The 21,248-nt window shown below is 66.5% G+C and carries 21 protein-coding genes; 9 read left to right on the forward strand and 12 right to left on the reverse strand.

Features of this window, described 5'->3' with window-relative positions:
• Positions 1-64: 64 nt before the first annotated feature.
• The gene (locus QP457_RS18680; protein WP_205405506.1) at positions 65-382 is read right to left on the reverse strand and encodes a hypothetical protein; all 318 of its coding nucleotides are present in this window, start codon (positions 380-382) and stop codon (positions 65-67) included.
• A 126-nt stretch (positions 383-508) separates the two neighbouring features.
• Here QP457_RS18680 and QP457_RS18685 point away from each other — a divergent pair, with 126 nt between their 5' ends.
• On the forward strand, positions 509-1,108 hold the full coding sequence (locus QP457_RS18685; protein WP_180165568.1) for a lipocalin family protein: 600 nt from the start codon (positions 509-511) through the stop codon (positions 1,106-1,108).
• 79 nt (positions 1,109-1,187) lie between these two features.
• Here QP457_RS18685 and QP457_RS18690 read toward each other — a convergent pair whose 3' ends face one another.
• From QP457_RS18690 to QP457_RS18700, 3 genes are all read right to left on the reverse strand, one after another.
• Complete coding sequence (locus QP457_RS18690; protein ID WP_100553603.1) at positions 1,188-1,877, reverse strand: methionine ABC transporter permease; 690 nt, start codon at positions 1,875-1,877, stop codon at positions 1,188-1,190.
• Positions 1,874-2,881 carry a methionine ABC transporter ATP-binding protein gene (locus QP457_RS18695; protein WP_205405507.1) on the reverse strand — a complete coding sequence of 336 codons (1,008 nt, stop codon included), beginning with the start codon at positions 2,879-2,881 and terminating at the stop codon, positions 1,874-1,876. The genes QP457_RS18690 and QP457_RS18695 overlap by 4 nt, the downstream gene beginning before the upstream one ends.
• 178 nt (positions 2,882-3,059) lie before the next feature.
• Positions 3,060-3,956, reverse strand: a complete 897-nt coding sequence (locus QP457_RS18700; RefSeq protein WP_089236991.1) for a DMT family transporter — start codon at positions 3,954-3,956, stop codon at positions 3,060-3,062.
• Positions 3,957-4,039: 83 nt separating this feature from the next.
• Between QP457_RS18700 and QP457_RS18705 the strand changes: the two genes are divergently transcribed.
• Positions 4,040-4,522, forward strand: a complete 483-nt coding sequence (locus QP457_RS18705) for a YajQ family cyclic di-GMP-binding protein (protein WP_099820599.1) — start codon at positions 4,040-4,042, stop codon at positions 4,520-4,522.
• Positions 4,523-4,560: 38 nt separating this feature from the next.
• On the opposite strand, the gene QP457_RS18710 is transcribed toward QP457_RS18705, so the two are convergent.
• The 3 genes from QP457_RS18710 to QP457_RS18720 all read right to left on the reverse strand — a co-directional run bounded on the left by QP457_RS18710 (position 4,561) and on the right by QP457_RS18720 (position 8,610).
• A complete protein-coding gene (locus QP457_RS18710; protein WP_205405508.1) occupies positions 4,561-5,655 on the reverse strand; it encodes a helix-turn-helix domain-containing protein in 1,095 nt (364 codons plus the stop codon).
• Positions 5,656-5,998: 343 nt separating this feature from the next.
• Positions 5,999-7,126: an NAD(P)-dependent alcohol dehydrogenase gene (locus tag QP457_RS18715; RefSeq protein WP_205405509.1), complete on the reverse strand. Its 1,128-nt coding sequence runs from the start codon at positions 7,124-7,126 to the stop codon at positions 5,999-6,001.
• Between the two features lie 17 nt (positions 7,127-7,143).
• Entirely contained in the window at positions 7,144-8,610 is a 1,467-nt protein-coding gene (locus tag QP457_RS18720) for a benzaldehyde dehydrogenase (RefSeq protein WP_180165562.1), read from the reverse strand.
• 195 nt (positions 8,611-8,805) lie between these two features.
• Between QP457_RS18720 and QP457_RS18725 the strand changes: the two genes are divergently transcribed.
• Together QP457_RS18725 and QP457_RS18730 are read left to right on the forward strand one after the other, a co-directional pair.
• Positions 8,806-9,372: a DUF1415 domain-containing protein gene (locus QP457_RS18725; protein WP_205405510.1), complete on the forward strand. Its 567-nt coding sequence runs from the start codon at positions 8,806-8,808 to the stop codon at positions 9,370-9,372.
• Positions 9,369-10,169, forward strand: a complete 801-nt coding sequence (locus QP457_RS18730; protein WP_180165558.1) for an SDR family oxidoreductase — start codon at positions 9,369-9,371, stop codon at positions 10,167-10,169. The genes QP457_RS18725 and QP457_RS18730 overlap by 4 nt, the downstream gene beginning before the upstream one ends.
• 134 nt (positions 10,170-10,303) lie before the next feature.
• Here QP457_RS18730 and QP457_RS18735 read toward each other — a convergent pair whose 3' ends face one another.
• Complete coding sequence (locus QP457_RS18735; protein WP_205405511.1) at positions 10,304-12,334, reverse strand: M3 family metallopeptidase; 2,031 nt, start codon at positions 12,332-12,334, stop codon at positions 10,304-10,306.
• A gap of 170 nt (positions 12,335-12,504) precedes the next feature.
• Here QP457_RS18735 and QP457_RS18740 point away from each other — a divergent pair, with 170 nt between their 5' ends.
• Positions 12,505-12,909: a hypothetical protein gene (locus QP457_RS18740; protein ID WP_180165554.1), complete on the forward strand. Its 405-nt coding sequence runs from the start codon at positions 12,505-12,507 to the stop codon at positions 12,907-12,909.
• A gap of 97 nt (positions 12,910-13,006) precedes the next feature.
• Here the strand turns inward: QP457_RS18740 and QP457_RS18745 are convergent, their stop codons facing one another.
• Positions 13,007-14,119 carry a PLP-dependent cysteine synthase family protein gene (locus QP457_RS18745; protein ID WP_205405512.1) on the reverse strand — a complete coding sequence of 371 codons (1,113 nt, stop codon included), beginning with the start codon at positions 14,117-14,119 and terminating at the stop codon, positions 13,007-13,009.
• A 126-nt stretch (positions 14,120-14,245) separates the two neighbouring features.
• On the opposite strand from QP457_RS18745, the gene gloA reads away from it, so the two are divergent.
• Together gloA and QP457_RS18755 are read left to right on the forward strand one after the other, a co-directional pair.
• Positions 14,246-14,764 (forward strand): lactoylglutathione lyase, encoded by a 519-nt coding sequence (gene gloA / locus QP457_RS18750; protein ID WP_180165550.1) that lies wholly within the window; start codon positions 14,246-14,248, stop codon positions 14,762-14,764.
• 125 nt (positions 14,765-14,889) lie between these two features.
• Complete coding sequence (locus QP457_RS18755) at positions 14,890-15,318, forward strand: VOC family protein (protein ID WP_205405513.1); 429 nt, start codon at positions 14,890-14,892, stop codon at positions 15,316-15,318.
• 92 nt (positions 15,319-15,410) lie between these two features.
• On the opposite strand, the gene QP457_RS18760 is transcribed toward QP457_RS18755, so the two are convergent.
• The 3 genes from QP457_RS18760 to glmS form a co-directional block, all read right to left on the reverse strand.
• Positions 15,411-15,842 (reverse strand): CBS domain-containing protein, encoded by a 432-nt coding sequence (locus QP457_RS18760; protein WP_049467102.1) that lies wholly within the window; start codon positions 15,840-15,842, stop codon positions 15,411-15,413.
• Between the two features lie 503 nt (positions 15,843-16,345).
• Complete coding sequence (locus tag QP457_RS18765) at positions 16,346-16,807, reverse strand: DUF2846 domain-containing protein (RefSeq protein WP_205405514.1); 462 nt, start codon at positions 16,805-16,807, stop codon at positions 16,346-16,348.
• Positions 16,808-17,158: 351 nt separating this feature from the next.
• Entirely contained in the window at positions 17,159-18,997 is a 1,839-nt protein-coding gene (gene glmS / locus QP457_RS18770; protein WP_205405515.1) for a glutamine--fructose-6-phosphate transaminase (isomerizing), read from the reverse strand.
• 216 nt (positions 18,998-19,213) lie between these two features.
• Here glmS and QP457_RS18775 point away from each other — a divergent pair, with 216 nt between their 5' ends.
• Both QP457_RS18775 and QP457_RS18780 read left to right on the forward strand, forming a co-directional pair.
• A complete protein-coding gene (locus QP457_RS18775) occupies positions 19,214-20,491 on the forward strand; it encodes an efflux RND transporter periplasmic adaptor subunit (protein ID WP_205405516.1) in 1,278 nt (425 codons plus the stop codon).
• 31 nt (positions 20,492-20,522) lie between these two features.
• Positions 20,523-21,245 (forward strand): ABC transporter ATP-binding protein, encoded by a 723-nt coding sequence (locus QP457_RS18780; RefSeq protein WP_032976565.1) that lies wholly within the window; start codon positions 20,523-20,525, stop codon positions 21,243-21,245.
• Positions 21,246-21,248: the final 3 nt, after the last annotated feature.

Raw genomic sequence — 21,248 nt, forward strand, 5'->3', positions numbered from 1 at the left:
CTCCAGGCAGTCATTAGCCGTGGAACGCTAGCATGGATGACCGGGGCCGCCCCCGTGTCGAAGGTCAGGCCGTGGCGGAGTGCGCCTTGCGCGTACGTGGCTGGGAGCGGCGCCGGGCCTGCCCAGTGTCGCGTCGCAACCAGCGCAGCGCTCCCCGCGTCGGCAACGGGCAGCGCAGCAGGGCCCACCAGGCCGCCAACGGCATGCCGACCAGCCACAGCGGCAACCAACCCAGCCAGGCACTGCTGCCGCGCGCGGCCGGCCACACCAGCACCACGGCCAGCCCGGCCAAGGCGAGCTGCGGCACCACCCGCAGAAGTCGGGGATCAGCACGTTCGCTGACGCGTTCAGCTGGAAGGCGGTGGCGGGGACGTGTGCGCATGCGGATTCTCCGGTGGTCGATGCGGGCCAGCTTGGCTGCGCGGCTTCTCACTGGCTGCGACACCATTGACGGATGGCGTGCACACAGTGACCATGCGCGGGCAAGCCCACTGGAGCCCGCTCCCGCATGACCTCGATCCGCCCGTTCTGCGCTGTGTTGCTGGCCCTGTCCCTGGGCGGTCCGGCAGTGGCTGCCAATTCCCCACCGCCGTCCCGCAACAGCGCCGCGGAAGCCTCTGCAGACGGGGCGATCGACCTGCAGCGCTTCATGGGGACCTGGTACGTGATCGGCCGCGTGCCGAACTTCATCGAACGCGGCCACGTCGCCAGCGTCAACCAGTACGAGCTGCGCGAGGACCACAAGGTCGCCATCACCTATCGCTACCGCGATGGCTTCGGCGAGCCCCTGCAGGAAATCCGCGCGCGTGCCAGTGTCGATCCCGACAGTGGCAACCACGGCTGGCGCACCTGGTTCTACCGGGTCGTGCCGACCCATTCGCGGGTGCTGGAAGTGGCGCCGGATTATTCCTGGGCGCTGATCGGCTACCCGGGGCGCGAGATGGCCTGGATCTTCGCCCGCACGCCTGACATGGACAAGGCCCTGTACAAGGACCTGGCCGAACGCCTGCGCGACGAGTACGGGGTGAACACCGACAAGCTCAAGCGCGTGCCGCAGCACGCCGATCAGGTGGGCAAGCTGGGCTACGAAGTGCCGAACGTGCGTTGAGACGCCGCCGCCGGGCATGGCCCGGCGCTGCCGCGCGAACGTTCCGGTAGCGCCGGGCCATGCCCGGCGGAAGCCCCAGTTATCTGCGGCTGTAATGCGCGACCAGGCGGTCGCCCAGCATCTGCAGCAGCTGCACCAGCACCAGCAGCAGGACCACGGTGACCAGTGCCACGTCGGTATGTGAGCGCTGGTAGCCATCGCGGAACGCCAGGTCACCGAGGCCACCGGAACCGATCGCACCGCCCATCGCCGTGAAACCGATCAGGGCCACGGTGGTCACCGTCGCACCGGCAATCAGGCCCGGCCGTGCTTCGGGCAACAGCACCCGGGTGACCAGCTGCCAGGTGGTGGCGCCCATGGCCTGGGTCGCCTCGATCACCCCGCGATCCACTTCACGCAGCGCGGTTTCCACCAGGCGCGCATAGAACGGCGCAGCGCCGATGACCAGCGGCACGATCGCGCCACGCACACCCAGCGAGGTCCCCATCATGAACAGGGTCACCGGGATCAGCACGATCATCAGGATGATGAAGGGCACCGAGCGCAGCAGGTTCACCACCAGCGCGAGCACGCCGTAGGCGAACGGCCGGCGCTTCAGCTGTGGCGCACCGAACAGGTACAGCAGCACGCCCAGCGGCAGGCCGATGGCCAGGGTCAGTGGCAGCGAACCGGCCAGCATCAGCAGAGTGTCGATGGTGGCCTGGCCGATGTCGGCCCACTTGCCTGCATCCAGGTGGCGGAAGAAGCCGCCGGCAGTGGCGATGATCATCGACGCAGTTCCTCAACGTGCACGCCGGCAGCCACGAATGCGGCCTGCGCGGCGGACTGGTCACCGCCCACCAGGGCGACGATCAGCTGGCCATACGGGGTGTCCTTGATCCGGTCGATACGGCCGGACAGGATGTTGTAGTCGACCCCGGTCTGCCGCGCGACGCTGCCGAGCAGGGGTTCGTAGGTGTCGGCACCGAGGAAGGTCAGACGTACGACACGGCCACCGACAGCGTCGAAATCGCGGTGCAATGTGCCCTCGTCCACCTGCTCCGATTCGCTGACGAAACGGCGGGTGGTCGGGTGCTGCGGATGCAGGAACACCTTGGTCACCGGGCCGGTCTCGACCAGCTGGCCGGCATCGAGCACAGCCACGCGGTCGCAGACGCGACGGATCACGTCCATCTCGTGGGTGATCAGCACGATGGTCAGGCCCAGTTCGCGGTTGATCTTCGACAGCAGCGCCAGCACCGAAGCGGTGGTCTGCGGATCGAGTGCGCTGGTGGCCTCATCGCACAGCAGGATCTGCGGCCGGGTGGCCAGTGCCCGGGCGATGCCCACACGCTGCTTCTGCCCGCCCGACAGCTGCGCCGGGTACTTGTCCGCATGCGCCTGCAGGCCGACGGTCTGCAGCAGTTCGGCCACGCGCGCGTCGATCTCGGCCTTCGGCGTACCGGCCAGTTCCAGCGGGAAAGCGACGTTGCCGGCCACCGTGCGCGAGGACAGCAGGTTGAAGTGCTGGAAGATCATGCCGATCCGGCGGCGCAGCGCGCGCAGGCCCTCCGGCTCCAGCGCGGTTACGTCTTCACCGGCGATCAGCAGACGACCACCGCTGGGCTCTTCCAGGCGGTTGATCATGCGGATCAGCGTCGATTTGCCCGCTCCGGAATGGCCGATGATGCCGAAAACCTCACCAGCCTCGATGGTCAGGTCCAGCGGCTGCAGCGCGCTGACCGCGCGGCCGGCAACGGCATAGGATTTGTGCAGGCGCTGGAACTCGATCACGGGATCAGCTCACCGGGAGGGCGATGGAAGGGGGCGTGCAGCCTACCAGCGCCGGCGCTCGCGCGCCCGCGCCATGGGCCAGAATGTTATTCCTTTTGGTTCTAAGGCGCCCGCACCGGCGCATTGGCCGGGGTCAGAGACCCTGCAGGGATCTGACCCATTCCCCGGCCACACCGGTTCAGGGATGGTCCAACGGTTTCGGCGGCTCCTGCCGGTTCACCCGTTCGCGGTGCAACAGGTACAGGCCCGAGGCGACGATGATCGCCGCGCCCGCCCAAGTGTAGCCGTCCGGCAGCTGCCCCCAGAAGGCCAGGTCCCAGCCGATCACCCAGACCAGGCCGCTGTACTCCAGCGGCGCGATCATCGAGGCCTCGCCCAGCTGGAAGGCCTTGGTCAGCGCGATCTGGCCCAGCGCTCCGGCCAGGCCCATGCCGGCGATCAACGGCGCATGCGCCATCTGCAGCGGCACCCAGCCGGGGATCGCCAGCAGCCCGGCGCCGATGGCCATGATGACCAGGAACCAGACCACCATCGACTGCGAGGTATCGGTGCGGGTCAGCAGGCTGACGGTGATCGCGGCGATGGCATAGGCGGTGGCAGCGGCCAGCACCATCAGCCCCGGCACCGAGATGAAACCGCCCACGCCCGGCCGCAGCACCACCAGCACGCCGACCAGGCCGATGCCGATGGCGACCCAGCGCCGCGGCCCGACCCGCTCGCCCAGCAGCGGCACCGACAAGGCAGCAATCAGCAGCGGCGCGACGAAATAGATGGTGTAGGCGGTGGACAGCGGCAGGTCGCGCAGGGCGAACACGAAGCAGCCGATCATCGCCATGCCCAGCCCGCCGCGCAGCAGGTGCAGGCCCCAGCGGCGCGGAATGAGCGAGCGTGGCCCGGCACTGGCCAGTACCCAGACCAGCACGAAGGGCAGCGACGCCACACCCCGCAGGAAGGTCACCTCCAGCGAGGGATAGCTGGCCGAAAGCTGCTTCATGCCGGCGTCCATCAGCGAGAAACAGGCGACAGCCGCGACCATCCAGGCCACGGCGCGCGAAGGGGAGCGTTGCAGGTTCATGGCCCATTATCACCGACCGCGGACGTTGCCGCCGCGACCGGCGCGATAGAATGAGCGTCACTGATTTCTGCGGAGTAACGCCCATGCCTTCCTTCGACGTTGTGTCCGAAGTCGACACCCACGAACTGACCAATGCGCTCGACCAGGCCAACCGCGAGCTTGCCACCCGCTTCGACTTCAAGGGCGTGGACGCCAGGTTCGAGCGCGACGGTGAAGTGATCACCCAGTCCGCGCCGAGCGAGTTCCAGCTCAAGCAGATGAACGACATCCTGCGCGCACGCCTGGCCGCCCGCAGCATCGACGTGCTCAGCCTGGAATATGGCGACGTGGAAACCAACCTGGCGCAGGCCCGGCAGAAGATCACCGTCAAGCAGGGCATCGAGCAGAAGATCGCCAAAAAGATCGCTGCGGCGCTGAAGGAAGCCAAGCTGAAGGTGGAAACCCAGATCAACGGCGACAAGCTGCGGGTGATGGGCAAGAAGCGCGACGACCTGCAGGACGCCATCGCCGTGCTGAAGGCCGGCAAGTTCGAACTGCCGCTGCAGTTCAACAACTTCCGCGATTGATCGACGCCTGGGTGTAGCGCCGGCTCCGATCGCCGGCCTCACTCGCGCAGCAGTCTGTACAGCGTTGTCCGCGAGATTCCGAGCTGGCGTGCAGCGAGGCTGAGGTTGCCGTCGGCGGCACGTGCGGCGCGGCGCGCTGCATCGCGCTGCTGGTCACGCAGTGGCGCCGCCTGCACGGGCGCCGCGGCCATAGCCGGCGAGCGCGTCCGTGCGGCGCGCGGTGCCTGCAGATGCTGCAGATGGACCGCGCTGCCTTCGCCCAACCGCACCCGATGCGCAGGACCAGGCTGCAGCAGTCGGCGGCGCTGTGCGGCGCTGGCGCCGGCAAACAGCGTATCCAGCGAAAGCAGCGGCAGCGGCCCGCGCCGTGGCAGTCCGAGCAGACGCCGGGCGACGCGGTTGGCGGCAAGTAACTGGCCGTCTTCCTGCACCGCCAACAGGCCCTGCAGCGGTGATGCCAGCCAGCGCGGATCATGCTGCACCGCCAGCAGATGCGCATCGCTGAGCGTGTGCATCAAGCGGTTCTCGATGGCCAGCGCTGCCTGCCGGAAATAGCCCTGCAGCAATGCCGGGTCGCGTTCCCCCAAGCCGGTGATGTCGATCGCACCGCAGACCTGCCCCTGCAGGTCATGCAGCGGCTCACTCAGGCAGAACACGGGGGCAAACCGCTGCAGATAGTGTTCGTTGCCGCGCACCAGGGCGGGCATGTCGTCGGCCAGGCTGACCGCAGGCGCGGTGGTGCCGATCTCGGCCTCGCCCAGCCGCCGGCCCACCTGGATCGGCCGCAGCAGCGGCGCATCTTCCAGGCCATGGGCGCGATGCACGATCACCATGCCCTCGCGGTTGGCGCAGAACATCGTCCATCCCCGCGCACCGAACGCAGACCACAACTGCTCCAGCTCGGGCTGCACGCAACGTGCCAGGCGACGATCGTCGCGGGATTCCAGGTGGTGCCCGTTGCCCTGCAATGGCGGGTAGTACGGCTCCTGGTCGGGGCGCACACCGGCCGCATGCGAACGCTGCCAGGACTGCTGCAACGGCAAGGGCAGCATCGCCAGCGACTGCACGTCGCCCTCGGCAAAGGCGGCACGCGCCGCCACCAACTGCTGTTGCCCGACTGTCGTGGCCATCATGGACGCAGAGTACACCCACACACGCCACGCCCGCGCTACATCCCAACAACGGAGCGTTTCCATTTTCGTCGGGCATTCATCCACGCATGGCGTGGATCCATGTGTCGACCAAGGTCGACACCCACCAACAGCAGCGGAGATCTGTCGAAGGCGGGGTGGGTCCGGTTGCGGGGGTGTCCGCGGCATGGATGCCGCGGCCAAGCCCCCAGGGATGGGTTCACGGCGTCCCCCGCAACCGGACCCACCCCGCCATCCCACGGAATGCCCGCTTTTGCCGTTGCCGTTGCCGTTGCCGTTGCCGTCGATTCGGCGGTTGCAGGGCGCAGCCCTGCAAACCCTCACCTCACGCCGCGATCCGCAGAATCGGCTTCAGGGTAATGCCCCGCGTACTGTCCTCGGCCGCCTGGTTGATCTGCTCCAGCGGATAGAACTTCACCAGCCTGTCGAACGGGAAGCGCCCCTGCTGGTACAGCGTCACCAGCTGCGGAATGAACACCTGCGGCACGCTGTCGCCCTCGACGATGCCGCGGATGCTGCGACCACCCAGCAGCAGGTTGTTCACATCGAAGCTGGCGGTGGTGCCCAATTTCGGCGCGCCAACCACGCCCATCATGCCCAGCCCGCCCAGCGCTTCGATACCTGCGGAGAGAACCTCCGGACGACCAGTGGATTCCAGCGCGAAATCGGCGCCGCCACCGGTGATCGCACGCACGGCCTCGATCACATCGGTCTCGCGGCTGTTGACCACGTGGGTAGCACCCAGCTCCATGGCCAGCTGCAACCGCGAGGGCACCACGTCGATGGCGATGATGGTGGTGGCACCGGCGACCTTGGCCGCCATCACCGCGCTCAGGCCGACCGCACCGGCGCCATAGCTGGCGAAGCTGCTGCCCGATCGCACCTGCAGCGAGTTGAGCACCGCACCGGCACCGGTCTGGATACCGCAGCCCAGCGGGCCGAGCAGCTCCAGCGGCGCATCCTCAGGCACCTTGATCGCGTTGATCTCGCGCGCCAACGCAAACGTGGCAAACGATGACTGTGCAAAGAAGTGATCGTGCAACGGCTGGCCCTGTGCATCGGTGATGGCGGTATGGCCGTGGCCATCAACGCCACCGAAGTTCAGCGCGAAGAAATCGCGGCAATACGCACCATGTCCACCACGACAGGGATTGCAGTGGCCGCACTGGCCGTAGGTCAGCACCACGTGGTCGCCGGCCTTCAGTTCACGCACGTTGGAGCCGACCGCCTCGACGATGCCCGCGCCCTCATGGCCCAGCACCGCCGGCAGCGGCACCGGATAGTACTGGTCACGCACGATCAGGTCGGTGTGGCACAGGCCGGTCGCCACGATCTTCACCAGCACTTCGTCGTCCTGCGGGCCGCGCAGGCGCGCCTGCTCGATGACGAAGGGCTGTTCCTTGCCGCGCACCACGGCGGCGGTGATGTCACGCGATCCACTGTTGCTGCTCATCGTTGCGTTCTCCTCGATCAGATGGGATAGGCCGGGGCTTCCCCCTTGACCGTCATCCATTGCCACTGGGTGAATTCCTCCACGTTGGCCGGGCCGCCGATGCTGGTGCCGTTGCCGGACGCCCCGACCCCGCCGAAGGGATTGATGACCTCATCGTTCACGGTCTGGTCGTTGATGTGCAGCAGCCCGGTACGCAGGCGCTCGCCCAGCTTCAGCGCGCGGCCGACATTGCGGGAGACGATCGCCATCGACAGGCCGTACTCGCTGTCATTGGCCAGGCGCACGGCTTCGTCGTCGTCATCGAACGGCACCACCACCGCTACCGGCGCGAAGATCTCTTCGTTGAAGGCCGGATTGTCCGCGCTGACGTTGCCGAGCACGGTCGGTGCGAAGAACAGGTCCTGGTAGGTGCCGCCGGTTTCGAGGGACGCACCGGCCTTCACTGCGTCGTCGACCACGCGCGCCGCATGGTCGCGTTGCGCGGCATTGATCAGTGGCCCCAGCGCCACGTCCTCGCGTGCCGGGTCGCCCACCTTCAGCGACTTCGCCTTGGCCACCAGCTTCTGCAGGAACGCCTGATGGATGCTTCGCTGTACCAGCACACGGCCGGTGGCCATGCAGATCTGACCCTGGTGCAGGTACACGCCCCAGGCGGTATTGGCCACGGCCAGATCCAGATCGGCATCGTCGAGGATGATCAGCGCGTTCTTGCCGCCCAACTCCAGTGACACTTTTTTCAGATGCTTGCCGGCGGCTTCGCCGACCTTGCGTCCCGCCGCCGTCGAGCCGGTGAACTGGATCATCGCCACATGCGGATCACTGGTCAGCGCGGCACCAGCGGCGCCGTCGCCGGGCAACATGTGCAGCACACCCTGCGGAAGACCGGCCTGTTCGAACAGGCGTGCGATCACCGCACCACCGCACACCGCCGTGCGCGGGTCGGGCTTGAGCACCACGGCATTGCCGAGAGCGATGGCCGGGGCCACTGCGCGCATCGCCAGGTACAGCGGGAAATTGAACGGTGAGATCACCCCCACCACACCCAACGGACGGCGCCGTGCCAGATTCAGCCGCCCGGGCTCGGACGGCAGGATCTCACCCACACTGCGCGAGGGCAGTGCAGCGGCCTCATGCAGCGCCTTGATGGTCACCTTGGCCTCGAAACCGGCCTTCAGGCGGGTGGAGCCGCTTTCGCGGACCATCCAGTCGACCAGCGTGTCGATGTTTTCCTCGGCCAGGCGTGCAGCCTTGCGCAGCACCTCGGCGCGCTGTTCGTATGGCGCCGCCGCCCATGCCTGTTGTGCCTGCGCCGCAGCGGCAGCCGAACGCGCGACCTGCGCCGCGTCGGCCAGGCCGATCTCGCCAAGCGACTGCCCGGTGGCGGGCTCGATCACCGGCTGGCGCTGCTCAGCGGCGCTCCATTGACCATCGAAGAAGGCGCCTGACCAGAGTGCGTCCGGCAGCCATGGGGAAGATGCAGTCATGTGAAGTCCTCCTGTGTCGTGCCGCCATTGCACGCCTGGCCCGCAGCGCCGGCAATCGGCCATTGGCGTGATATCGGCAAGGGATTGAATCAAAGGGAATTTCCAGCATCGCCGTTGTCCAGTTCCTGCACAGTGAACGGCGCCCCCGCACCGGCACGCCTACAATGGCCACCCACGCCAGCCGATGCGCCCGCCATGACCGACACCCCCCTGCCCACCGATGACCCGATCGCCGCCACCCGCCTGTGGCTGGAGCGCATCGTCATCGGCCTGAACCTGTGCCCGTTCGCCAAGGCGGTGTACGTGAAAGACCAGGTCCGCATCGTGCTGAGCGACGCGACCACACCGGAAGCCCTGGTGGAAGAACTGGCCGAAGAACTGGTGCTGCTGCGCGACACGCCGGCCGAGCAGATCGATACCACCCTGATCGTGCACCCGCAGGTGCTGACCGACTTCCTCGACTACAACGACTTCCTCGACAACGCCGATGCGGCGATCGAGGCGCTGGACCTGCAGGGCATCCTGCAGGTGGCCAGCTTCCATCCGGATTATCAGTTCGATGGTGTCGCCGCCGATGACGCCAGCAACTACACCAACCGCGCGCCCTACCCCACCCTGCACCTGCTGCGCGAAGACAGCGTGGAACGCGCGGTGGATGTCTACCCGGACCCGGACGTGATCGTCGAGCGCAACATCCAGACCCTGGACCGGATCGGTGTTGAGGGCTGGCACCGTCGCCTGCGCGGTGAAGACCTGTCATGAGCACGGTGCCGCCGATTGCCACCTGGCCGGTTGCGCCGCTGCGCGGCAGGGTCGTGCTGGTGACCGGTGGAGCCAACGGCATCGGCCGCGGCATCGCCCAGGCGGTGCTCGGGGCCGGCGGCCGCGTGCTGATCGGCGATCTGGATGTGGAGGCAGGCCAGGCCTGCCTTGCCGAATGGCAGCGCGGCGATGATGCGGCGTTCCAGCGGCTGGACATCACCGACGAAACCAGTGTGCGCGGCTTCATCGCGGTGGCCCTGCAACGCTTCGGCCGCATCGATGGCCTGGTCAACAATGCCGGCATCGCCGGGCCGCACGGCACCCTGCTGCAGGACATGGACTGGGAAGAATGGCAACGTCGGCTTTCGTCGCTGCATGGTGCGTTCCTGTGCAGCAAGCATGCGTTGCCGGCGCTGTCGGTCGATGCAGGCGCGATCATCAACATCGCATCGACGCGCGCCTGGCAGTCCGAACCGCACAGCGAAGCCTACGCAGCGGCCAAGGGTGGCTTGGTGGCCTTCACCCATGCGCTTGCGATCAGTGCTGGACCGGCGGTGCGGGTGAACAGCATCAGCCCCGGCTGGATCAGCACCGATGCCTGGCAGGCGCCGTCGCGCCGGCACGTACCGCAGTATTCGGCCAGCGATCATGCCCAGCATCCGGTGGGCCGGGTCGGGCAACCGGAGGATATCGGCGCGCTGGCGGTGTACCTGCTGTCCTCGTTGTCCGGATTCAGCACCGGCCAGGATTTCATCGTCGACGGCGGCATGACCCGGAAGATGATCTACGCCGAGTGATCCCGGGCCACGACACCCGGTAGATGCCAACCTTGGTTGGCATGGTTCCTGTGCCAACCAAGGTTGGCACCTACCAAGGCATCACGCATCGATTTCCAGTAGATCCACGCCATGCGTGGATGGCGGTAGCCTGCTTACGCCATGCCGGAATGCCGCAGCAGCGCGTCGATCTGCGGCGCGCGGCCGCGGAAGGCCTTGAAGTTTTCGGCGGCCGGACGACTACCACCGCGTGACAGCACTTCGTCGCGGAAACGCGCGCCGGTTGCGGCCAGCGCCTGCGGCGCTTCCTCGAACGCGGCATACGCATCGGCGCTCAGCACTTCGGCCCACTTGTAGCTGTAGTAACCGGCAGCGTAGCCACCGGCGAAGATGTGGCTGAACTGATGCGGGAAGCGATTCCAGCTCGGCGGATGGTTCACCGCCACCTCCGCACGCACGCGCTCAAGCAGTGCCAGCACGCTGTCCTGCGCGGCTTCGAACTGACTGTGCAGCAGCATGTCGAACAGGCCGAATTCGAGCTGGCGCACGGTCGCCATGCCGCTGTGGAAATTGCGTGCGGCCAGCATGCGCTCGTACAGCGCGCGCGGCAGCGGCTCGCCGCTGTCCACATGCGCGGTCATGCCCTGCAGGTGGTCCCATTCCCAGCAGAAGTTCTCCATGAACTGGCTCGGCAGCTCGACCGCATCCCACTCCACGCCGTTGATGCCGGCCACGCCCAGCTCGCCGATACGGGTCAGCAACTGATGCAGGCCGTGGCCCATTTCATGGAACAGCGTGGTCACTTCGTTATGGCTGAAGGTCGCCGGCTTGCCGTCGGCACCACGGCCGAAGTTGCACACCAGGTACACCAGCGGCGTCTGCACGCTGCCATCGGCGCGCTCGCGGCGGTTGCGGCAATCGTCCATCCACGCACCACCGCGCTTGCCTTCGCGCGCGTAGAGGTCCAGGTAGAACTGGCCCACCAGCTTGCCCTGCGCGTCCACCAGGCGGAAGAAGCGCACGTCCTCGTGCCAGACCGGCGCGCTGTCTTCCTGCACGCGCAGGCCGTACAGCTGTTCGATCACCGAGAACAGGCCGCCCAGCACCTTGGGTTCGGTGAAGTACTGCTTCACTTCCTGCTCGGAATAGCTGTAACGCGCCTGCTTCAGCCGGTCGGCGGCGAACGCCAGATCCCAGGCCTGCAGGCTGTCGATACCGAGATGCTCGCGGGCGAACTGCTCCAGCTCGGCACGGTCCTTGGCCGCGAACGGCTTGGCGCGCGCAGCCAAGTCACGCAGGAAGCCCAGCACTTCGGCGGGGTCCTTGGCCATCTTGGTGGCTACCGAATAGTCGGCGTAGGAATCAAAGCCCAGCAACGCAGCCAACTCGGCACGCAGTGCAAGGATGCGATCGATGTTGCCGCCGTTGTCCAGTGCATCGTCGCCGAACTCGGAAGCGCGCTGCGCGCTGGCGCGGTACAGGATCTCGCGCAGGTCCCGGTCTTCGCCCCAAGTCTGCACCGGCAGGTAGCACGGCATCTGCAGGGTCAGCTTCCAGCCCGCCTTGCCGTCTTTTTCCGCAGCGGCGCGTGCAGCAGCCTTCACGTCGTCCGGCACGCCAGCCAGGCGCGCCGGGTCTTCGACGATCAGCGACCACGCATCGGTGGCATCGAGCACGTTCTGCGAGAACTTCGCCGACAGCGCCGACAGTTCTTCCTTGATCGCCGCGAAACGCTGCTGCGCGTCCGCATCCAGTTCCGCACCGCCCAGGCGGAAATCACGCAGGGTGTTTTCCAGCACCTTGCGGCGCGCCTCGTCGAAACCGGCCGCTTCGGTGCTGGCAGCCAGGGCCTGATACTGGCGGTACAACGCCAGGTTCTGGCCCAGCGCACTGGCGAAGCGGGTCACCCGCGGCAGGTTGCTGTTGTACGCCTCGCGCAGCTCGGGGGTGTTGATCACGCCCTGCAGGTGGCCGACCAGGCCCCAGGCGCGCCACAGGCGTTCGGTGGCATCGTCCAGCGGGGTAACGAAGGTCTGCCAGCTGACCGGCTGCACCTGCTCGGCAGCGCTGACCGCCGCCTCGGCCTGCGCCAGCAGCACGTCCAGCGCCGGCGCCACATGCTCGGGGCGGATCGCCTCGAAGCGCGGCAGGCCGGAAAAATCGAGCAGGGGGTTGGCAACGGTCACGGCAGGTCTCCAGAGTACGGGCCCGGCAGCGCGGGCAGCCAGATCGATATGGCGCTTGCCGGGCTGGCAGACAAGGGGCGGCAGGCCATTGTTCACGTCGGCCTTACGGCCGTCGGCTGAAGCTTGCGGCGCGGGGGAGACCGCAGCGGAACGTGTCGAGGAGGCCCCACATGGAAGGTCTGGCTCCAGCTCCATCCGCAGTACGTTCACCATCGCTGGCGCTGTCGGCCAGCCCGACCGAACTGGCCTGGATCGCCGCGCTGTGCGATGCGGGCGACGATGCGCCGCGCCACCTGCAGCAGCTGCAGGCACTGCAACACCAGGGCGGCAGGTTCAGCGACGAGCAGGAATGGTATCCGTTCGAGGTGATCGAACGCGGTGCCAGCCAGGTGCGGCTGGGCCACGAGCGCGAGTTCGTCATCTGCGTGCTGCTGTGGCTGCAGGCCCTGGCCCAGGGCCGGGCCAGCAGCCTGGACCCGCGCCTGCACCTGGACGACCGCGCCGTGGAGATCGAGGCCCTGCCCGATGCCCTGCGCGATGCGGTACTGGATGCCTTCATGGCCGCGGGGTATTGAGCGCGATCCAATGCGCCGCTGCGCTCGCCGGGCATGGCCCGGCGCTGCCGACCTGTCCTGGTAGCGCCGGGCCATGCCCGGCGGATGCCTGACGGGCTTACAGCGCTTCCAGACTGCACCACGGCAATCCAGGCAGGCCCTGCCCGGCCGCTGCCGCCGCCACCTGCGCGTCGGCGGTTTCCACATCGATTCCCTGCCGCACATACCAGGCAGGGTCGTAATAGCTGTGCGCGTAGCGATCGCCGCTGTCGCACAGGATGCTGACGATGCTGCCTTGGCGGCCAGCCTCGCGCATCCACTGCGCGGCCTGCAGCACGCCGATGAAATTGGTACCGGTGGAGCCACCGACGCGGCGCCCCAGCTGGCGGCTGACGTGGCGCATCGCGGCAAGGCTCAGGGCATCGGGCACCTTCACCATGGCGTCGACACTGGTCGGAATGAAGCTCGACTCCACCCGCGGCCGGCCAATGCCTTCCACCCGCGAACCGCCGTTGCAGGTCATGCTGCGCCACTCGTTGCCACCGGCCAGGGCGGCCTGATAGCCGTCGAAGAACACCGAGACTTCCGGGTCCGCACACAGGATGCGGGTGTCGTGCCGGCGATAGCTGACGTAGCGCCCGAGCGTTGCGGCCGTACCGCCGGTGCCGGGGCTGCACACGATCCAGTCCGGAATCGGGCTGGGCTCCTCGGCCATCTGCTTGAAGATGGATTCGGCGATGTTGTTGTTGGCACGCCAGTCGGTGGCGCGCTCGGCATAGGTGAACTGGTCCATGAAGTGGCCGCCGGTTTCGCGGGCCAGCTTTTCCGAATCGCAGTTGAGGTCGCAGGCGCGCTCGACCAGATGGCAGCGGCCACCGTGGAACTCGATCGCCGCGATCTTCTCCGGCGACGTCGTGGCCGGCATCACCGCGATGAACGGCAGGCCCAGCAGTCGCGCGAAGTAGGCCTCCGACACGGCAGTGGAGCCGCTGGAGGCCTCGATCACCGGCCGCCCTTCGCGCAACCAGCCGTTGGCCAGCGCGTACAGGAACAGCGAGCGCGCCAGCCGATGCTTGAGGCTGCCGGTGGGATGGCTCGATTCATCCTTCAGGTATACCTCGATGCCATCGAACCCGGGCAAGGCCAGCGGGATCAGGTGGGTATCGGCGGAACGGTTGAAATCGGCTTCGATCTTGCGGATGGCGGCGGCCACCCATTCACGCTGCGACATGGCGGGCAATGGTCATCAGGACGGAACGGTGCGATCCGGCCATTGTACGTCGCGGTGCCGTCAGCTGCCGGCCCGTAGAATGACGCCCATCCGGCCGGCAACGGCCTTGTCTGAAGGACCTCCCCCATGACCATTCCCGCCCTGCGCGATGTCCCCGGCGTCGCCGCCCAGGCCCCGGCCGAAACCACCGGTTTCGTCTTCAACCACACCATGCTGCGGGTCAAGGACGCCACTGCCTCGCTGGACTTCTACACCCGCGTGCTCGGCTACCAGCTGATCGACAAGCGCGACTTCGCCGAAGCCCAGTTCAGCCTGTACTTCCTGGCCTACGTTCCGGCCGGCGCCACGGTGCCGGAAGATGACAACACCCGCCGCCTGTGGATGGCCGGCCTGCCGGGCGTGCTGGAACTGACCCACAACCATGGCACCGAGAACCAGGACGGCGCGGTCTACCATGACGGCAACAGCGACCCGCGCGGCTTCGGCCACATCTGCGTGTCGGTGCCGGACATCGAAGCGGCCTGCCAGCGCTTCGAAGCCCTGGGCGTCACCTTCCAGAAGCGCCTGACCGACGGCCGCATGAAGAACCTCGCCTTCATCAAGGACCCGGACGGCTACTGGGTCGAGATCATCTCCAACGCCTGACCCAGAAAGGGGCACAATTCCGGTAGCGCCGGGCCATGCCCGGCGGCCTTGAGCAGGCCGCGCTGCGCGCTCGCCGGGTACGGCCCGGCGCTACCGACTCCGCCCCCCTTTTTTGCGAGGTTCGTATGGAAACGATGGAACTGCACCGTGGCCGCCTGATCGACCACATCCAGCTGGTCGTGCGCGATCTGGCCGCCAGCCGCCGCTTCTACCAGGCGGTGTTCGACACGATCGGCATCCCGGTGGCCGGTGAAGGCGATGACTACTTCTGGGCCGACGAACTGTTCATTTCCAGCGCCAGCAGCGAGGCCGCCGCCGGCCAGTTGACCGGCCGCCACCACCTGGCGTTCCAGGCTCGCGATACCGCCACCGTCGATGCTTTCCACAGCGCTGCGCTGGCTGCTGGCGGCAAGGACAACGGCGCGCCCGGCGAGCGCCCTTACCATCCCGGCTACTACGGCGCCTTCGTGCTCGATCCAGATAGCAACAACATCGAGGTCGTCTACCACGGCCCGGCGAACTACAGCGCCGACTCGGTCAAGGTCAGTTTCTGATTCCTGCGCTACGCGCTCGCCGGGCATGGCCCGGCGTTACCAACGAAGAAGCCGGGCAATGCCCGGCTTCGTCTCATCGCACTGCGCAGGCCTCAGTGGGCCGCCATGTAGATGTCCTGCAGCACGGCCTTTTCCAGCTCCAGCTCGCCCAGCAGGTTCTTCACGATGTCACCCAGGCTGAGGATGCCGACCAGCTGGTTGCCATCGGTGACCATCAGGTGGCGACGACGCGAGTAGGTCATCAGGGACATGGCCTGCTTCAACGTGGCGTCCGGCGCGATGCCTTCCAGGCCGGTGGACGGTAGGCTGGAAATCACCCGTCGGCCAGCCTGCGGACCATCATCGGCCAGGCTGCGGACGATGTCCTTTTCGGAAATGATGCCGACCGGGGCATCATCCTTCATCACTACCAGTGCGGCGATTTTATTCGCGCTCATCTTGTGCGCGGCGGCACCGATCGTGTCTTCCGTGTCGATGGTGATGACAGCTTCTTTCTTGGATTGCAGGAGCTCGCGGACGTTCATTCTTGTTTCCTGGTGCAGGTCACTCAAGTCAAAAAAGTGTGCTCTGCCGATTCGCCCCCTCCCCGGGAACAGACCCTTCAGCGCACGTCTGGCGCACTTTGCCGGATCTGGCATTTCGCCAGCAGGCGGGCTAGGTGCTGCAACGCGAACGAGGCGGATTCAACGGCTCAACCCGGATCTCGGTCAACTTGATTCTACGACTGCGTCCATCGGTCACTAGCGGCATCGATGGGACAGTACGTCGTAGGAACCTTCGACACTTCCGAGAATCGCACCCGGCCTGAAACCGGCGCTGAATGCAGTGGGTGCCCCGCCCTCAAGTTCGCACGGGGATGGCCGACGCCGGTTCAACCGCCCGACCCTGCAAAGTCAGGCGGTCAGACCCGGCCCGTCGCGGGAGGTACCGATGCCAGAACCCGTAGCGCGCCGACAACACCGGTGCGTAGCATGCGCTGCGGCATGTACGGATGCGCCGGTTCACCACCGGCGCATCCTGCCCGATGCTATCGGGAGCATTGCCCCTTCTGGGCCAGCTTCAACTGCGCCACCTGGCGCCGCCCCTCCGCCTCTGGAACGACAGTGAGTTTGGCGCCACCAACGAACACCCCCATCTTGATGGTCTGCTCGATGAAGTAGTTCTTTCCCGCCTCGACAAGCAGCTTGATGTCATTGGGCGAGAACTCCGATTCCGTCGAGATCGCATGTTCCTGGTTGCCGGACAACAGGGTGTAGAAGAACACCTTGTTCGCGGTCTCACCCAGGCATTCGCCATCGATCCAGAGATCCTTCTTCAGTGCCTGGCCGACAAAACTGTTGCGATAGATATAGACACCTGCCTTGCCTTCCTCCGGCACCGGGAAGGTCTTGGCCAGCTCCATCTGACCCTTGTCCGCTGCCGGGACACTCGCACACGCAGACAACATCGCAATTGACGTTGCCAGTGCAACCACCTGCCACTTCTTCATCTACCGCCCCCTGTTATGCGCGTCGATGCGCGCGGATTGAATCTTCCATGGACCGTGCGGACAGAGGCTCAAGCAGCCTCGCACGGACGTATTGATGAAGCACCGCCTATCCCCCGACATGCGCCGCGTGTACTCCCTTGCCGCCTCGATGCTGACGAACGCCCCCCCTGCGCCTCGTCCGGATCTGCGGCGACTGTTGCGCAGTTGATCACCCCATCGAACACGTCAAGGTGGCGCATGCATCCTCCGTGATGCGTCAGGCCCAGTGGCCGCATCCTGCCACACGGAAACGAAAAAGGGTGGCCGCGATGGGCCACCCTTGCATGCATCACCCGCCAGCCACGTCCGGCCTTACTCCACCGTCACGCTCTTGGCCAGGTTGCGCGGCTTGTCCACGTCGGTGCCGCGCGCCAATGCGGTGTGGTACGCCAGCAACTGCACCGGGATGGTGTGCACCACCGGGCTGAGCACGCCGGCATGGCGCGGGGTGCGGATCACGTGCACGCCTTCGGACTCGTTGAAATTGCTGTCCTGGTCGGCGAACACGAACAGCTCGCCGCCACGCGCACGCACTTCCTGCATGTTGGATTTGACCTTCTCCAGCAGGCTGTCGTTGGGCGCGATCACCACCACCGGCATGTCCTCGTCCACCAGCGCCAGCGGCCCGTGCTTGAGTTCGCCGGCCGGGTAGGCCTCGGCGTGGATGTACGAGATTTCCTTCAGTTTCAGCGCGCCTTCCAGGGCGATCGGATAATGCAGGCCACGGCCCAGGAACAGCGCGCTGCTCTTGCGTGCGAAGCGCTCGGCCCATGCGGCGATCTGCGGCTCCATGTTCAATGCGTGCTGCACGCTGCCCGGCAGGAAACGCAGCTGCTCCAGGTAGTCCGCTTCCTGTGCGGCATCAACGCGGCCGTGCAGCTTGCCCAGCACCACGGTCAGCTGGAACAGCGCGGCCAGCTGGGTGGTGAAGGCCTTGGTCGAGGCCACGCCGATCTCGGCGCCGGCGCGGGTGTAGCAGACCAGTTCGCTGGCGCGCGGAATCGCGCTTTCCGGCACGTTGCAGATCGACAGCGTGTGCTTGTGGCCCAGCGACTTGGCGTACTTCAGCGCTTCCATCGTATCCAGCGTTTCGCCGGACTGGGAGATGGTCACGATCAGGTGCTTGGGATTGGCATACGCGGCGCGATAGCGGTACTCGCTGGCGATCTCCACGCTGCACGGCAAGCCGGCGATGGCCTCGATCCAGTAGCGCGCGGTCAGGCCCGAGTAATAACTGGTACCACAGGCCAGGATCTGCACGCCTTCGATGCCCGACAGCACCGTTTCGGCATTCTTGCCGAACAGTTCAGCCGGGAAGCCACCGGCGTCGATCGCCGCTTCGATGGTGTCGCCCAGTGCGCGCGGCTGCTCGTGGATTTCCTTCTGCATGAAGTGGCGGTACGGGCCCAGTTCCAGCGAGGCCAGCGAGACATCGGAGAGATGCACATCGCGCTCGATCGGCTGATCGTTGCCGTCGAAGATGCTCACCCCATCACGGCGGATCTCGGCGGTGTCACCCTCTTCCAGGAAGATCACCTTGCGTGTGGCCGACAGTACGGCCGACACATCGGACGCCACGAAGTTCTCGCCCTCGCCCAGACCGACCAGCAGCGGGCAGCCCATGCGCGCGCAGACGAAACGTTCCGGCTCGGCACGGCTGATCACGGCCAGTGCATAGGCACCGGTCAGTTCCTTGACCGTGTGCTGCAGCGCGACCAGCAGGTCATCGCCGTTCTTCAGATGGTGATGAATCAGATGGGCGATCACTTCGGTATCGGTCTGCGACTCGAAGGTGTAGCCCAGCGCGCGCAGCTTCTCGCGCTGTTCTTCATGGTTTTCGATGATGCCGTTGTGCACCAGCGCCACGCCATGGCTGATGTGCGGATGCGCGTTCGCCTCGGTGACACCGCCATGGGTGGCCCACCGCGTGTGGCCGATGCCCAGGCTGGCAGTGAAGCCTTCGGCCTCGGCAGCGGTGGCCATTTCAGAGACACGTCCGGTGCGGCGCACGCGGCGCACGTCAGCGCGCTCGGCATGGTCGATCACGGCGATACCGGAGGAATCGTAACCACGGTATTCCAGTCGCTTCAGTCCTTCGATCAGGACCGGCACCACATCCCGTTGGGCGATCGCACCTACGATTCCACACATGTCACGCATTTCCTTGAAGACGGTCGGCGCATTCTAGCCTGCGTGTCCGCCAGCCCCCCCTCCTGTCCGCTTAATGAAAGTGTCCGGAAAGGTGTCCGCGGACACCCGGACAGTAGTGACACCTCTGCAAATCATTGATGGAGAAGGAAATAAAGTTGGCACGCTGTGTGCTTTGTGTAGGGCACCACTCTGGCACCACCGACAGGCACGAACCCGATGATCCGCGACACCTCCGCCCAGGACCAGATCGTTTCCTCCGCTTCGGCCAGTGCTCCCAAGGCCGCATGGCACCGTTACCGCTGGCCGGCGCTGGCTGGCATCGCCCTGCTCGCCGGCATCGGCTGGGCCGTACATGCCTGGTCCAACGCCAGCCGCTCGTTCGACAGCAGCCGGGTACGCGTGGCCGAAGTGCAGCGCGGCGACCTGGTGCGCGACATCGCCGCCGACGGCCGCGTGATCGCCGCCAACAGCCCGGTGCTGTATGCGATCTCCGCCGGCACCGTCGACCTGAAGGTCGTGGCAGGTGACGTGGTCAAGAAGGGCCAGGAGCTGGCGATCATCGACAGCCCCGAGCTGCGCAGCAAGCTCGCCCAGGAGGAGGCCACCCTGGCCGGTCTGGAAGCCGAGGCCAGCCGTGCCAACCTCGATGCCACCCTGGCCCGTGCCAAGTCGCGCAAGGAAACCGACCAGGCCAGCATCGAGCGCCAGGCCGCCGACCGCGACCTGCAGCGCTACCAGCGCGGCTTCGATGGCGGTGCGGTGCCGCAGATCGATCTGGCCAAGGCCCAGGACACCCTCAAGAAGGCCGACATCAGCCTGGCCAATGCCACCACCGATGCGCGCCTGCAGAGCCAGGGCGCGGATCTGGACGCACGCAACAAGCGCTTGCTGGCCGACCGCCAGAAGGCCGTGGTGGCCGAAGTGCAGCGCCAGGTCGATGCGCTGACCCTGCGCGCACCGTTCGATGGCCAGGTCGGCCAGGTGCAGGCTGTGCAGTCCACCAACCTGGCCGCCAACGCGCCGGTGCTGGGCGTGGTCGACCTGTCCAAGTTCGAAGTCGAAATCAAGGTGCCGGAAAGCTTCGCGCGCGATCTGGCGATCGGCATGCCGGCGCAGTTGACCGGTGGTAATGGCCAGCCGTTCCCGGGCGAGATCAGTGCGGTGTCGCCGGAAGTGGTCAATGGCGAGGTCAACGCGCGCGTCCGCTTCGCCGCAGCCCAGCCGGAAGGCCTGCGCCAGAGCCAGCGGATGTCGGTGCGGGTGCTGCTGGATACCCGCAGGAATGTCATGAAGGTCGAGCGTGGCCCGTTCGTGGAACAGGGCAACGGCGTGGCGTACGTGATGGATGGCCGCACTGCGGTGCGCCGTCCGATCGAACTGGGCGTCAGCAGCCTGGGCGAAGTGGAAATCAAGTCGGGCGTGCAGCCGGGGGACCGCATCGTGGTCTCGGGCAGCGACCTGTTCAAGGACGCCGAACGCGTCTCCGTCAACTGACAACCCATACATCCTGGAGAGAGGACACCCCATGTACATGCTCGAAATGCGTTCGGTCGCCAAGGTCTTCCGTACCGAACAGGTGGAAACCCACGCGCTGCGTTCACTGGAACTGCAGGTCAAGGAAGGCGAGTTCGTCGCCGTCACCGGTCCGTCCGGCTCCGGCAAGACCACTTTCCTCAACATCGCCGGCCTGCTGGAAACCTTCACCAGCGGCACCTACATGCTGGATGGCCAGGACGTCAGCAAGCTTGGCGATGATGCGCGCAGCCGCCTGCGCAACCAGAAGATCGGCTTCATCTTCCAGGGCTTCAACCTGATTCCGGACCTCAACCTGTTCGACAACGTGGACGTGCCGCTGCGCTACCGCAAGATGAGTGCCGGCGAGCGCCGCGAGCGCATCGAGAAGGCGCTGAGCCAGGTGGGTCTGGGCTCGCGCATGAAGCACTACCCGAACGAACTCTCCGGCGGCCAGCAGCAGCGCGCGGCGATTGCCCGTGCCCTGGCCGGCAGCCCGCGCCTGCTGCTGGCCGACGAACCGACCGGCAACCTGGACACGCAGATGGCGCGCGGGGTGATGGAACTGCTGGAGGAGATCAACGCCGCCGGCACCACCATCGTGATGGTCACCCACGACCCGGAACTGGCCGCACGCGCGCAGCGCAACGTACACATCGTCGACGGCCAGGTCACCGACCTGGTGCGCGAGCCGGTGCTGGCCACCCCGCGTCGCATCGTCGCCGTCAACGAGTGAGGG

The sequence above is a fragment of the Stenotrophomonas sp. As-7 genome (assembly GCF_030291015.1).
GTDB lineage: Bacteria > Pseudomonadota > Gammaproteobacteria > Xanthomonadales > Xanthomonadaceae > Stenotrophomonas > Stenotrophomonas lactitubi.